The sequence below is a fragment of the Alcanivorax sp. 24 genome, assembly GCF_004360225.1.
GTDB lineage: Bacteria > Pseudomonadota > Gammaproteobacteria > Pseudomonadales > Alcanivoracaceae > Alloalcanivorax > Alloalcanivorax xiamenensis.
Genome location: NZ_SNUA01000005.1, coordinates 43,320 through 56,460, shown reverse-complemented (window position 1 = coordinate 56,460; position 13,141 = coordinate 43,320). Strand labels below are relative to the sequence as shown.

Below are 13,141 nucleotides of genomic sequence, written 5' to 3'. Positions count from 1 at the left end.
CCAAAGGGGGGGAATCCCGTCAAAACGGGGGAATTGGCGGCGCCTGTCAGGCGCGGGTGATCAGACCCAGTTTCAAGGCCCGGGCCACCGCGTCGGTGCGGCGCTTGGCGCCAAGACGCTGCATGATACGGCGCACGTGATCCTTCACCGTGTGGGGGCTACGGCAGATATATTCGGCGATTTCGCCATTGGAGTGGCCGGCGGCCAGGAGATTGAGGATCTTCAGATCCTGTTCACCAAGCCCGTGGCGGGCGGCGCTGAGCCGGCTGAGGGTGTCTTCCACCTCGCCGAACACGGTACCGGACGGCTCGCCCTGATCCTCGTCCCCGTACAGTAATTCCGTGAGCCGGGAATACAGTGCGGCGGCGATGCGGGTGCGTTCGTCCAATAACGCCATGCGGCGGGATTTTTCCTGTACCTGCGCCTGTAACGCCTTCAACTCGCTGATGTCTCTGGCGATACCCTGACGGCCAACCACCTGACCGTCCCGTATCAGACTGGCGGCGCGCACTTCCAAATGCACCTTGCCGCCGTCACGGTGGAGCGCTTCCACCTCGAAAAACGGCGCGATACGGCGGCCCGCCACGCCGTTGAGGAAATGCTGGCTGGCCACCGGCGCGGTGGCCGGAGTGAGCAGGACGCCGAAGTGTTGGCCCAGCAACTCGTCCCGGTGGTAACCGAGGACTTCTTCCATGGCGCGATTGCAGAACGTGAAGCGGCCATCCCGATCCAGGGTATAGATGATGTCACCGGCCGCTTGCACCAGGCTTTCGAAATCCGGTTGTGCCGAGGGTGTGGACGTCGGGGCTGAAACCATGCTGCTCTCCTGAGCCGGGGCGGGTGCCTGGCTTTGTTATTTTGCCCGGAGTATAAGCCAGCCCGGCCGGAATCGGCAGGCGTTGGCGGGCGGCCTCCGCGCAGACCCGCTGTCCCTGATTGAGGGCAACAAGGTTTCCTTGAAAAGACCGTCAAAGAGCCCCGCTCAGCAAGGCGGCGAAGACCACCGCCAGGGTGACGAGCCAGAGAATCGCGCCCAGGGCCAGCGGCCGCCATCCGGCCCGGCGCAGTAAATCGAAGTGGGTGCTCAAGCCCAGTGCCGCCATCGCCAGCGCCAGCAAAATGTCGTCCAGCCCGGCCAGCGTGGGGGCCAGGGAATCGGGCACCCAGCCCAGGCCGTTGACCACCAGGGCACCGACGAACCAGAACGCGAAAGCGGGCAGCGCCGGCCGCGCCTTGATGTCACTGTGTGCGATGCGGGTACCGGTGCCCGCGCCGGCGGCGCGGCGCGCACTCATGCCCAGTATCACCAGCACCGGCGCCAGCATCATCACCCGCACCATTTTGACCAGCAGGGCGCTGTCCACCAGCGCCGGCGACATGGCCTGAGCGGCGACGATCACCTGGGCCACTTCCTGGACGCTGGCGCCCACCAGCACGGCGAAGTGGTTCTGATCGGGAAACAATGCCGGCAGGTGGTGGTACAGCAGCGGTAGCAGCAACATGTTCAGCGTGCCGAACACCACCACCGCCGCCACCGCCATGGCGGTATCCCGGTCCCGGGTTCCCAGCACCGGCTCGGCGGCGAGTACCGCGGCGGCGCCGCAGATACCGTTACCGGCACCGATGGAAAGCGCGGCGGCCCGGCTCATGCCCAGCCAGCGCTGCCCCAGCCAGCCGCCGAGTATCAGGCTCACGGCGATCTGTCCGGCGTTCAGGGCAATCACGCCCAGGCCCAGCTCGCTCACGGCGTCCAGGGGGATGCGCAGTCCGTAGACGACGATGGCGATTTTCAGAATGGGGCCCTTGAACAGTGCCAGTGCGGATCCGCCCGCCTCGCGCAGCGGTGCCGGCAGCGGTTGCGCCACCACCAGGCCGAGCAGCATGGCCAGGGCCAGCGCGCCCAGTCCCCAGTGTTGAGCCAGCGGGCTGCGGGCGAGGCCGATTCCAGCCAGGGCGCAGGCCAGGACCAGCAGCGTCATGGGCCCGTGCGGCCGGGGCAGGGAAAGAGAGAGCGTGCGCATTGGTGGTTCCTTTGATCCTTTGGAAAGGTCAAGCCACTATGCCGAAGCGCTTTAAATAATAATATTTGATAATTATAAACTTATAACTAAAATAAATTTATGAATGAGACGACCCTAAAACAATGGCGGCTGTTCCTGGCGGTGGCGGAAACCGGATCGGTGGCGGCGGCGGCGGAGCGGGTCGCGCTGACCCAGCCGGCGGTGAGTCAGGGCCTGGCGCAGTTGGAGCGGCGGCTGGAAGCGCGGCTGTTCGACCGTGTTGGCCGTGGGCTGGTTCTCAACGACCGGGGGAGGGCGTTGATTCCGGAAGCGCGCGCCCTGCTGGCCCAGCTGTCCCGTTGCGAGAGGTTGTTCCAGTCGCCACCGCTGGAGGTGACGCTGGCGGCCACCCACACTCTGGGTAACTACTATCTGCCGTCGCTGCTGTCGACATTCCGGCAACGTCACCCCCGGGCGAGGGTGGGTATGGATGTGGTCAATACGCGTCAGGCGGTGGCGTTGCTGCTGGAATTGAAAGTGGATCTGGCACTGGTGGAGGGGCCGGTGTCCCACCCTTTGCTGCGAGTGCGGCCCTGGCGCGACGACGTGCTGCTGCGGGTGGCGGCGCCGCCGGTGGCGGCGGCGCTGCATGCGGACGCCTCGCGTTGGCCCTGGGTGATGCGCGAACCGGGATCGGGCACCCGGGCGGTGATTGAGAGCAACCTGGGGGCGGCGTTTCCACGGCGGGAGCGGATATTGGAACTGGGGGCCGGTGAGGCGGTGCGCCAGGCGTTGATGGCGGGGGCCGGTGTCGGGTATGTCAGCGAGGCCAGTGTCAGCGCGGCGCTGGCCGACGGCCGGCTGTGCGCGGTGACCGGGCCGCGTCAGCGTTTGGTGCGCCCGCTGTACTGGGTGCGACACGCCCGGCATGAGCCGGGCGCGGGGGAAACGGCCCTGGGGGCCGTGCTACGGGAAGCGGTGCCGTGATCAGCGCGCTTTGCCCATGCTTTCCTTCATTTCCTGATCGATCCAGATGCGTGAATAGATGGCGTTGGGTTTGACCGCTCCGATACGTTGCTCGCCGTAGTAGTTCTTCACCCACGGCCACCAGGCGGAGTAGCCCATTTCGGTCGGCAACCAGACGTGCGGCACCGCCTCCTCGATGATGAAATCATTCAGTTCCTTCAGCATCACGTTGCGTTTGCCGGCGTCTGGTTCCTGGATGGCGGCGTCGATCTTCTGATCGAATTCCTCATTGCTGTACCAGGAGGCGTTCCAGGTCTGGTCGGTGCGGAAGCTCTTGCGCAGGACCTGGATCGGGTTGCCCGAGCCGTTGTTCATCAGATAACCCCCAGCCTGGGTTTTGCCACGCATGTTGGAGCGGAAGGCGCCGTATTCCATGGTCTTGATGTTCATCTTCACGCCGACCTGCTGATAGTAGGCCTGCAGCATGGGGGCCACATCCATGTGGTAGGGGCTGCAGGAGCAAACCTGCAGATCGAAGCTGAAGCCCTTCGGATAGCCGGCTTCGGCCAGCAGTTTTTTCGCTTTTTCCGGATCGTATTCGAACAACGCCTTGGCGTCGTCGGAGAGTTGGTCCAGCGGGGTGTAGAACTCGGTCCAGCGCTGTGCGAACGGGTAGTTGAGCAACTCCCCCTCACCGTTGAGCAGGGAAGCCAGAATGGCTTTCTGATCCACCGCGATATTCATGGCGCGGCGCACGCGCACATCGTTGAAAGGCTTCTGATCGGTGCGCAGAGCGATATAGGTACCGTTGGTGGACAGGTTCTTGCGGAATTGAAGATCCGGCGCGGTTTTCTTCAACTGATCCACCAACTGCCAGCGGATCGCCTCCATGATATCGATGCGCCCGGAACTGAGCGCCGCCACCGCGCTCGCCTCGTCCTTGATGATGTGGTAAACCACTTTGTCGTTCAGCGGCAGTTGATATTCCTTGCCGTTGAGAGTCACCGAATCCCAGTAATCGCCGTTCTTCGCGTACACCTGCTGGCGTCCGGTCTCGATTTTTTCGATGCGGTAGGGGCCGGTGCCGGCGGCGTTGCGCCAGTCCGCGCGTTTCTCTTCGCTGAGGTTCTGCCATTCCGGTGGTGAGATGCCGTCGTAGTATCCCCAGGCTATCCGGTACGGCCAGTTGCCGTGGAACTGGTTGAAATAGGCCACCACGGTGTGGTCGTCCGGTGCTTCCCAGCGCTCGATGAAGTCCCAGAAAGTGGGGATGGCGCGCGGGCTGTTACCGCGGCTCTGGAACGAGGTGATGACGTCGTTGGCCACCAGTTCCCGCTTTTTCATCACGCCGGGTACTTCTTGCCACTGGACGCCCTTGCGCAGGTGGAAGATCACCCGCATGGGATCTTCCTTCACCTCCCAGCTTTCCGCCAGGCTGCCTTCCAGCTGGCTGTAGGGAATATAGGCCTGTTCGATAAAGGTGTTTTCATTTTTGCCACGCGGACCGTATTGCAGATCACCACGCAACAGGGATTCCAGCTGCAGGTTGTCGTGGTTGCCTTTCCAGGTCCAGTTCTGCAAATCCCAGGTAGTGGCGTCCAGGGTACGATACATGGTGGAGATATTCACGGTACCGCCGAGCTGGGGTGTGGCTTCCTCGGCGGCCTGGAGAGCACCGGCGGCGCCGAGCGTGGCCAGAACCAGAGTGGTTCGAAGAGTGCGCAGAGTCATGCGATGTTCCTCGCTTGTTCTTGGTATGAAGGTTCGGGGTGAGTCATTTCCGTGGCCCGGGACGGGTCGTGCAGGTGGCAGGCGACGCTGTGGCCGTCTTCCACATCGATGGGCCTTGGCGCTTCACGACGGCACAGCTCGGTGGCATGGGGGCAGCGCGGGTGAAACGGGCAGCCCGGAGGCGGGTCGATGGGGCTGGGGACCTCGCCGTCGACCGAAGGATTGAAACGGGCCTGGATCTCCGGATCCGGATCGGCGATGGGAATGGCGCCCAGCAGCGCCCGGGTATAAGGATGGCGTGGTGCCTGATACAGCCGCTCCCGGTCCGCCACTTCCACCACCCGGCCCAGATACATCACCACGATGCGGTGGCACAGATGGCGCACCACCGCCAAATCATGAGCGACGAACAAGTAGGTCAGGCCGAGATCCCGTTGCAGGTCTTCCAGCAGATTGATGACCTGGGCCTGGATCGACACGTCCAGCGCGGACACCGGCTCGTCACAGATGATCAGTGACGGCTCCGCCGCCAGTGCCCGGGCGATGCCGATGCGCTGCCGCTGGCCGCCGGAAAATTCGTGGGGATAGCGGTCGGCCATCTCCGCCTTGAGGCCGACCCGGTCGAGCAGATCCATGACCCGTGCCCGGTATTCCGTCCGGGTGCGGGTCAGCCGGTGTACGCGAAGCGGTTCGCCGATGATATCCAGTACCCGCATGCGAGGGTTGAGCGCCCCGAACGGGTCCTGATACACCATCTGCATCTTGCGCCGCAGCCGCTTCGTGGTGGCCGCGTCCGGGTGGCTGATGTCCTCGCCGTCAAAGACAATGCGTCCTTCCGTGAGCGGGGTCATGCGCAGTACCGCCAGACCGGTGGTGGATTTACCGCAACCGGACTCGCCCACCAGGCCCAGGGTTTCGCCGTGATGCACGGTGAAATCGACACCGTCCACCGCCTTGACCATGGCGGCGGGTTTGCCGAACAGACCCGGGCGCAATGGAAAGTGTACTTTCAGGCCGCTGACCTGGAGCAAGGGGGCGGTGACGTCGGTATGAGAATCAGTGTGTGTCATCGAGATTCACCCAGCAGGCTTTCCAATGTTCTTCATCGAGCCGCTCCAGCGGGGGACGTTCCTGCTTGCAACGGGGCTGGGCGAAGCGACAACGGGGATGGAACGGGCACCCGGACGGCGGATCGGACAGATCCGGCGGCGAGCCGGGAATGGGGGTCAGGCGATTGCCAATGGCGTCGTCGAGTCGCGGCATGGATGCCATCAGGCCCACGGTGTAAGGGTGTCGTGGCCGGTGAAAAATATCGTGGGCGGTGCCGCGTTCGACAATCCGGCCGGCGTACATGACGTTGATGCGATCGGCGTAGCGGGCCACCACGCCCAGGTCGTGGGTAATCAGCATCATCGACGACTGATTGGCGCGGGTGATATCGCGCAGCAGCTCCAGAATCTGCGCCTGCACCGTGACATCCAGGGCCGTGGTGGGCTCGTCGGCGATGATCAGCCGGGGCAGGCAGGCCAGCCCCATGGCGATCATGACCCTTTGCCGCATACCGCCGGACAATTCATGGGGGTAGGCGTCCAGGCGCTTCTCCGGGTCGCCGATACGTACCTGGCGCAGCAGCTCAAGGCACCGTTCACGCACTTTTCCCTTGGGTACGCTGCCGTGAACACGCAGCGGTTCCGCCAACTGTCGGCCGATGCGCAAACTGGGATTCAGCGAGGTCATCGGCTCCTGGAAAATCATCGAGATGTCGCGGCCCCGGATTTGGCGGATGGCGTCGTCGGACAGATCCAACAGATCCTGACCGTCAAACAGCACCTGGCCGCCGATGATCTGCCCGGGCGGGCTGGGGATCAAACGCAGCAGCGACATGGCGGTGATGCTTTTGCCGGAGCCGCTTTCGCCAACAATGGCCAGCACTTCGCCGCGGCGCACATCGAAGCTGACATCGTTGACCGCGTGAACCAGACCGTCGTCCTTCTCGAACACAGTGCGCAGATTCTCCACCCGCAGCAGCGTGGGGGCGGGCTCGTTGCGCGGCGCGGCTTCGGCCGTTGCCATCGAAGTCTCTGTGAACATGGTCCTCTCCCTTCTCTTCGGTCAACTGCCGATGGTGCGTTTGACGCGAGCCAGGTAGCGACCACCGCCGCCGCGCATTCTCGGGTCGAGCAGGTCACGCAGGGCGTCGCCGAACATGTTGATGCCGAACACCGCCACGGTCAGCGCGATACCGGGCGCGATCGCCAGCCACGGTGCCTGGAACATATAGCTGCGCCCGTCCAGGCTGAGCATGCCGCCCCAACTGGGCTCCGGTGGCGGAATGCCGAGACCGAGAAAACTGAGTCCGGATTCGGCCAGAATCACCGCCGCCAGACGCGTGGTGTAAAGCACGATAAGCGGCGCCATGACGTTGGGCAGAATATGCTTGAGCAGAATACGGGTACTGGAAGCGCCCATGGATTGCGCGGCGTGAACATAGACGTTCTGTTTGGCACTGAGGACCGCGCCGCGAACGATGCGCGAGCCGGAGATGCCGAACAGCAAACCCAGAATAAGAATCACCTGCCAGGTGCCCGGGCCCAGAACGGCCACCGCCACGATCAGCAGAATCAAATCGGGAAAGCACATCCAGCCGTCCACCAGGCGCTGGATGATCATGTCCAGACGGCCGCCGAAATAGCCGCTGAGAATTCCCAGCAGCGCGGAGATGACAATCGACAGGGTAGTGGCGGCGAAGGCCACGATCACCGACAACTGGGCGCCGTGCACGATGCGCGCGAAGACGTCGCGGCCCAACTGGTCGGTACCCAGCCAGTGTTCCGCCGAAGGGGCCTTCAACCGTTCGATCGGGTTGATGGCGTTGAACCCTTCGGGGGCGATGACGTCGGCGAACAGGCCGGTCAGCAACAGCACCAGGCAAATCATCGCGCCGAGCGCGCCAAGCGGGCGTTCCTTGCACAGGCGCCGAGGGAAATGCAGTGCTTTGGGGCGGTTACGGCGGCGTGGCGGCGTGGCCGGGGTGGCGGCCGCGGGGGGCTGTATGGACAGGCTCATGGCGGTCTCCGTCAGCGGTCGTAACGAACTTTGGGATCAAGGTAGCCGTAACACAGATCAACCAGCAGATTGACCAGCATTACCACCACGCCGGTGACCAGAAAGACGCCGGTGATGATCGGGTAATCGCGGGTGCTGACCGCTTCCAGCAACAGTTGCCCGAGCCCCGGCAGGCGGAATATCTGTTCGATGATGACGGTGCCGCCGAACAGGATTGGCACCAGGATGCCGACCAGGGTGATCACCGGAATCATCGCGTTCTTGACCGCGTGCATCAGTACCACCCGGCGCTCGCGCAGCCCCTTGGCCCAGGCGGTGCGGATGTAATCCTGACGCAGCACTTCCAGCATCATGGTACGGGTCATGCGCATGATCACCGCTGATAGCGAGGTGCCCAGAATCAGGGACGGCAACAGAAAAGTCTTGAGGTTTTCCACGGGATTTTCAAAAAACGGCACCAGTTCGTTGGGAGGGGACCAGCCCCACCACAAAGCGGGAAGAATCACCACCAGAGTACCGAGCCAGAAGTTCGGCATGGCCAGGGCCAGGATCGAAAAGGTGCGGCCGATATGATCGCCCAGGGTCTCCTGCCGGACCGCGGCGAAGATGCCGATGGGCAGCCCGATCAGCAATGCGATCAGCAGAGCCAGGATGCCCAGTTCCAGGGTGACGTCCAGGCGCGCGGCGATTTCCCCGGTAACCGGGGTGTTGCGCCATAACGATTCGCCCAGATCACCCCGCAGGGCGTTGCCGGCCCAATGCAAATATTGCTGGTAGAGCGGTTTGTCCAGGCCCAGAGCCTGCTCCAACTGGGCCCGGTCTTCGGGGGCGCCGGAAGAGTACACGTTCTCACTGAGCATCAGGTCGAGAACATCACCGGGAACAAGGCGGACCACGGTGAACGCAATGACACTGGCGATGAACAGGGTGGGAATCAGCGCCAGCAGGCGCCGTAATACATAAAAACCCATGTTGACTACCTGTTTCCCGAGCCTGACCCCGGCGATGCTCCGCTCTTGTAGGGGCCCTGTTGTTGTCGATAGTTGTTGTGAAAAACTGTTTTGGAGCGCTGTTATCGCTCTATCCCGGCTGGGGACAGCCCGACGGCCAGGCAAAAATAAACGTCAGGACATTAAAATGATGCCTGATCTATCGAATAATGAACTTCAATTTCACTTTATCCCGCGTCTTTTTCGGGTGTCAAGGCGCGCTATGACTGGGGATGAGGGGCGAAGGCGTTAATCGGGTTTGGGGCCTTGTGGTATGTGGTAACTTGCTGTTATAGAAAGGTATTCCGCTTATTTTTCGGAGGCAGTGGACGAAAGGACAGTGTAAAAAAATGAACGACTGGTGGTCCAGATGCTTGATTGTCCGAGGTTATGGTTAAGTTAAAACTGAGTGCTCACGACAAAGAAGTTAATAAGAGGGCATTATTTTCTTTGGTCCGTTACCAAAAGGATCAAACGGTAGGGAAAAAGAGTAACAGGGCCGCCGGACTGGCGGCCCTGTGCTGCCTGTATCAGGTTTCCACCCGGTGGCTGATCAGGGTATCGCGGTTGCGGCGAGCCCAGTGTTGGTAACGACGTTTGAGATCCTCTTCGTCAGGCATCGGTTCGCCGACCCAGCGGCAGCGCTGTTCCACCGCTCGGCGGAAGGCACCGTAGCCGCCATAACGGCGCATGGAAAACCACTTCTTGCGCCCCCGGTTGGCGGTGACCGAAAAGTTGCCTCCCAGGGGTTTGTCGCGAAAGGTGGCGGTGATGCCCACCAAGCCGAAAGGATTACGGGTTTCGGACATACGATCCAATTCGTCGGTACTGCACAGGATCAGCGGACGGTGCTTGCCCATGGCGGCGCGGACCTCCGGCCGCTGGATTTGCCGGTCGCGCCAGAGCCTGGCCTGGTAGAGCGCCGCCTCGGTGCTGCCAAACTTGCTGTCGCGGAAGGTACAGCGTTTCTGGCGGCGCCTTGCCCGCTTGTCAACGTAAGGGATCGCACACCACCAGAAATCATCTTCTCGGCTGCGATAGACGTATAGAAAAGGGTGGATTTTTGGGTTGGTTACCGTGGAAATATTCATTCCCCGCCTCCGTCTTCCATGTGTGCTTTTTGGATCCGTGATAATGGACGTTGGCGGCGTCGCCGGGGCAGGTGCGACGCCTTGTCGGCTTGCCCCAAATGCTGCCGACGAATCTATCTTTGCTCTGATGTGCGTTAAACGCAAACCTGTTTTTTAAAAAAATGCGCAATGAATAAAAAAGGGGACAGGTAAGTGTTTTTTGAGTGGAAAAAACGGGCGTCGGCGGGCTCTTTCTCGCGCACTCACAGTGGGCGGAAAAGACGGAAAAAGTAGCGGTTATCGGCGTTCGCCGATGTTGGAAAAAAAGGGAACGAAAAACCCGTGTATAAGAAAAGTAAGAAAAACAAAAAAGAAAGAAGAGCGCCGACCCTGTTTATGCAGGGTCGGCGCGGGGGGTTACATCATTTGCCGCAGCACATAGTGGAGAATGCCACCGTTCTTGTAGTAGTTCACCTCGGCGCCGGTATCCAGACGGCTGATTGCCTTGACGCTTTGCTCCTTTCCGTCGCCTTTGCGGAAGATCACCTCGATTTCCTGCCCTGGTTTAAGATCGTTGCTCAGGCCGGGAATATCCACTTCCTCGCTGCCATCCAGGTTGAGTGTCTTGCGGTCCACACCCTCCGGGAATTGCAGCGGCAACACGCCCATGCCGATCAGGTTTGATCGGTGGATGCGCTCGAAGCTTTCGGCGATCACCGCCCGGACTCCGAGAAGACGGGTGCCTTTCGCCGCCCAGTCGCGGCTGGAGCCGGTGCCGTACTCCTTGCCAGCCACCACCACGCTGGGGACGCCTTCCTTGCGGTAGCGCATGGCGGCGCCGTAAATCGGCATTTCCTCGCCACCGGGCATGTGCCTGGTGTAGCCGCCCTCGATGTCCGGGGTCATCTCGTTACGAATACGGATGTTGGCGAACGTGCCGCGCATCATTACTTCATGGTTGCCGCGCCGGGAGCCATAGGAGTTGAAATTGATTGGTTCCACGCCGTGGCCCTGCAGGTAGTGCCCCGCCGGGCTGTCCGCCTTGATCGCCCCGGCCGGGGAGATGTGGTCGGTGGTGATGGAATCGCCAAGCAAGGCCAGGACGCGGGCGTTCTTGACCGGCTGCACGTCTTCCACCTCGGGGGTGAGACCCTCGAAGAAAGGCGGATTCTGGATGTACGTGGATTTGCTGTTCCACTCATAGGTTTTGGAATCCGGTATCGGCAGGCTTTTCCAGGTCTCGTCGCCATCGAACACGCTGGCGTATTCACGGGTGAACATGTCGTTGTTGACCATCACCATGGCGTCCTGAATTTCCTTGCTGCTGGGCCAGATATCCTTCAGATAGACCGGCTTGCCGTCGTTGTCGCGGCCCAGTGGATCCTTGTCCAGATCGATCCGCACGGTGCCGGCCAGGGCATAGGCCACCACTAGCGGCGGCGATGCCAGCCAGTTGGTGCGTACGCTTTGGTGGACCCGGCCTTCGAAGTTGCGGTTGCCGGAAAGCACGGACGCCACCACCAGGTCACCTTCGGCAATGCCGTGGTCGATCTCTTCCGGCAACGGGCCGGAGTTACCGATGCAGGTGGTACAGCCGTAGCCCACCAGATCGAAGCCCAGCTCGTTCAACGGGTCTTGCAGGCCGGTTTTGCTCAGATAATCGGTGACCACCTTGGAGCCCGGCGCCAGCGAGGTTTTTACCCAGGGCTTGCGCATCAGGCCCCTTTCCACCGCCTTCTTCGCCACCAGGCCGGCGGCGAGCATGACGCTGGGGTTGGAGGTATTGGTGCACGAGGTGATCGCGGCGATCACCACGGCGCCGTGGTCCAGGTGAAAACGCTCGCCGTTGAGCTCCACTTCCACGCCGCTGCAGGGCTCGTGGTTGCCCACCGCGGTTTGTCCGCCTTCGCCCTCCAATTTGCTGATTTCGGTGTCGTCGAGCTTCAGTTCCTTGGTGAGCAGATCAACAAAGGTGCGTTTCACGGCGGTCATCGGCACCCGGTCCTGGGGCCGCTTCGGGCCGGCCAGGCTGGGGACCACATCGTCCAGGTCCAGTTCCAGGGTGTCGGTGAAGACCGGATCGGGATCGGCGCTGGAGCGCCACAGGCCCTGAGCCTTGCAGTAGGCTTCCACCAGATCCACCACCTCTTGGGGACGGCCGGTGAGCCGTAGATATTCGGTGGTCCGTTCGTCGATGGGGAAGAAGCCGCAGGTGGCGCCGTATTCCGGTGCCATGTTGCCGATGGTGGCGCGGTCCGCCAGGCTCAGGTCGGCCAGGCCATCGCCGAAGAACTCGACGAACTTGCCCACCACGCCGCGCCGGCGGAGCATTTCGGTGACGGTCAGCACCAGGTCGGTGGCGGTGACGCCCTCACGCAGCTTGCCGGTGATTTTGAAACCGATTACCTCCGGGATCAGCATCGCCACCGGCTGGCCGAGCATGGCCGCTTCCGCTTCGATGCCACCGACGCCCCAGCCCAGTACCCCCAGGCCGTTGATCATGGTGGTGTGAGAGTCAGTGCCCACCAACGTGTCCGGGTAGGCATAGGTTTTGCCGTCGTCGCTGTCGCCGGACCAGACGCCGCGGGCCAGATACTCCAGGTTGACCTGGTGACAGATCCCGGTGCCCGGCGGCACCACGCGGAAATTGTCGAAGGCCTTCTGGCCCCAACGAAGGAACTGATACCGCTCGCGGTTGCGTTCGTACTCGATCTCCACGTTTTCCGAGAACGCCTGGGGATTGCCGAACTTGTCCACCATTACCGAGTGGTCGATGACCAGATCCACCGGCGCCAGCGGGTTGATGCGATTCGGATCGCCGCCAGCCTTGCTGATAGCGTCGCGCATGGCGGCCAGATCCACCACTCCGGGCACACCGGTGAAGTCCTGCATCAGTACCCGGGCGGGGCGGTAGTTGATTTCGCGATCGGAAGTGCGTTTCTCCGGCCACCGCACCAGAGCTTCGATATCGTCCACGGTGACGGTGTCGCCATCTTCATGGCGCAGCAGGTTTTCCAATAGAACTTTCAGGGAAAAGGGCAGTTTGCTGAGGTCACCCCATCCTTTGTCGGCGACGGTATTGAGATCGAAGTAATGATAGGTCCGATCGCCGACGTTCAGCGGCTTGGCGCTGTTCAGGGTGTCCTGGCCAATCCTCGTCACTGCGCACCTCCTTTCATGCAAGTTGTGGGGTTGGGGTCCTTTGATACTACGCCCATATGGCCGGTACATGAACCAGTGGGCGACAGGGGGCGACTATCGGTAGGATGGGGGACGGCAATGGCGCTTCATTGGCCGAAAATGGATCCCCGGGGAGCGG

At 62.0% G+C, this 13,141-nt stretch carries 10 protein-coding genes; 1 reads left to right on the top strand and 9 read right to left on the bottom strand.

The features are described from left to right. Positions 1 to 46 precede the first annotated feature (46 nt). Positions 47 to 817: a helix-turn-helix transcriptional regulator gene (locus E0L37_RS08510; RefSeq protein ID WP_133491327.1), complete on the bottom strand. Its 771-nt coding sequence runs from the start codon at positions 815 to 817 to the stop codon at positions 47 to 49. Between the two features lie 151 nt (positions 818 to 968). Next, on the bottom strand, positions 969 to 2,021 hold the full coding sequence (locus tag E0L37_RS08505; RefSeq protein WP_133491326.1) for a YeiH family protein: 1,053 nt from the start codon (positions 2,019 to 2,021) through the stop codon (positions 969 to 971). A gap of 99 nt (positions 2,022 to 2,120) precedes the next feature. Here E0L37_RS08505 and E0L37_RS08500 point away from each other — a divergent pair, with 99 nt between their 5' ends. After that, positions 2,121 to 2,987 (top strand): LysR substrate-binding domain-containing protein, encoded by an 867-nt coding sequence (locus tag E0L37_RS08500; protein ID WP_133491325.1) that lies wholly within the window; start codon positions 2,121 to 2,123, stop codon positions 2,985 to 2,987. Here the strand turns inward: E0L37_RS08500 and E0L37_RS08495 are convergent, their stop codons facing one another. The 7 genes from E0L37_RS08495 to acnA form a co-directional block, all read right to left on the bottom strand. Next, complete coding sequence (locus E0L37_RS08495) at positions 2,988 to 4,697, bottom strand: ABC transporter substrate-binding protein (RefSeq protein WP_133491324.1); 1,710 nt, start codon at positions 4,695 to 4,697, stop codon at positions 2,988 to 2,990. After that, positions 4,694 to 5,767 (bottom strand): ABC transporter ATP-binding protein, encoded by a 1,074-nt coding sequence (locus tag E0L37_RS08490; RefSeq protein ID WP_159661428.1) that lies wholly within the window; start codon positions 5,765 to 5,767, stop codon positions 4,694 to 4,696. Before E0L37_RS08490 ends, E0L37_RS08495 begins: the two co-directional genes overlap by 4 nt. Further along, positions 5,754 to 6,788, bottom strand: a complete 1,035-nt coding sequence (locus tag E0L37_RS08485) for an ABC transporter ATP-binding protein (protein WP_201303836.1) — start codon at positions 6,786 to 6,788, stop codon at positions 5,754 to 5,756. Before E0L37_RS08485 ends, E0L37_RS08490 begins: the two co-directional genes overlap by 14 nt. Before the next feature lie 21 nt (positions 6,789 to 6,809). Beyond that, positions 6,810 to 7,763, bottom strand: coding sequence for an ABC transporter permease (locus E0L37_RS08480; RefSeq protein WP_133491323.1), 954 nt, complete (start codon positions 7,761 to 7,763; stop codon positions 6,810 to 6,812). Positions 7,764 to 7,774: 11 nt separating this feature from the next. Continuing rightward, complete coding sequence (locus E0L37_RS08475; protein ID WP_133491322.1) at positions 7,775 to 8,734, bottom strand: ABC transporter permease; 960 nt, start codon at positions 8,732 to 8,734, stop codon at positions 7,775 to 7,777. 548 nt (positions 8,735 to 9,282) lie between these two features. Further along, on the bottom strand, positions 9,283 to 9,843 hold the full coding sequence (locus E0L37_RS08470; RefSeq protein ID WP_133491321.1) for a hypothetical protein: 561 nt from the start codon (positions 9,841 to 9,843) through the stop codon (positions 9,283 to 9,285). Positions 9,844 to 10,239: 396 nt separating this feature from the next. Further along, positions 10,240 to 12,984 carry an aconitate hydratase AcnA gene (acnA, locus tag E0L37_RS08465; protein ID WP_133491320.1) on the bottom strand — a complete coding sequence of 915 codons (2,745 nt, stop codon included), beginning with the start codon at positions 12,982 to 12,984 and terminating at the stop codon, positions 10,240 to 10,242. Between the last annotated feature and the right edge of the window lie 157 nt (positions 12,985 to 13,141).

Coding starts and splice junctions, on each gene's coding strand:
- E0L37_RS08510 (WP_133491327.1), bottom strand. CDS start 817: ATGGTTTCAGCCCCGACGTCCACACCCTCGGCACAACCGGATTTCGAA.
- E0L37_RS08500 (WP_133491325.1), top strand. CDS start 2,121: ATGAATGAGACGACCCTAAAACAATGGCGGCTGTTCCTGGCGGTGGCG.
- E0L37_RS08505 (WP_133491326.1), bottom strand. CDS start 2,021: ATGCGCACGCTCTCTCTTTCCCTGCCCCGGCCGCACGGGCCCATGACG.
- E0L37_RS08470 (WP_133491321.1), bottom strand. CDS start 9,843: ATGAATATTTCCACGGTAACCAACCCAAAAATCCACCCTTTTCTATAC.
- E0L37_RS08480 (WP_133491323.1), bottom strand. CDS start 7,763: ATGAGCCTGTCCATACAGCCCCCCGCGGCCGCCACCCCGGCCACGCCG.
- E0L37_RS08475 (WP_133491322.1), bottom strand. CDS start 8,734: ATGGGTTTTTATGTATTACGGCGCCTGCTGGCGCTGATTCCCACCCTG.
- E0L37_RS08485 (WP_201303836.1), bottom strand. CDS start 6,788: ATGTTCACAGAGACTTCGATGGCAACGGCCGAAGCCGCGCCGCGCAAC.
- E0L37_RS08495 (WP_133491324.1), bottom strand. CDS start 4,697: ATGACTCTGCGCACTCTTCGAACCACTCTGGTTCTGGCCACGCTCGGC.
- E0L37_RS08490 (WP_159661428.1), bottom strand. CDS start 5,767: ATGACACACACTGATTCTCATACCGACGTCACCGCCCCCTTGCTCCAG.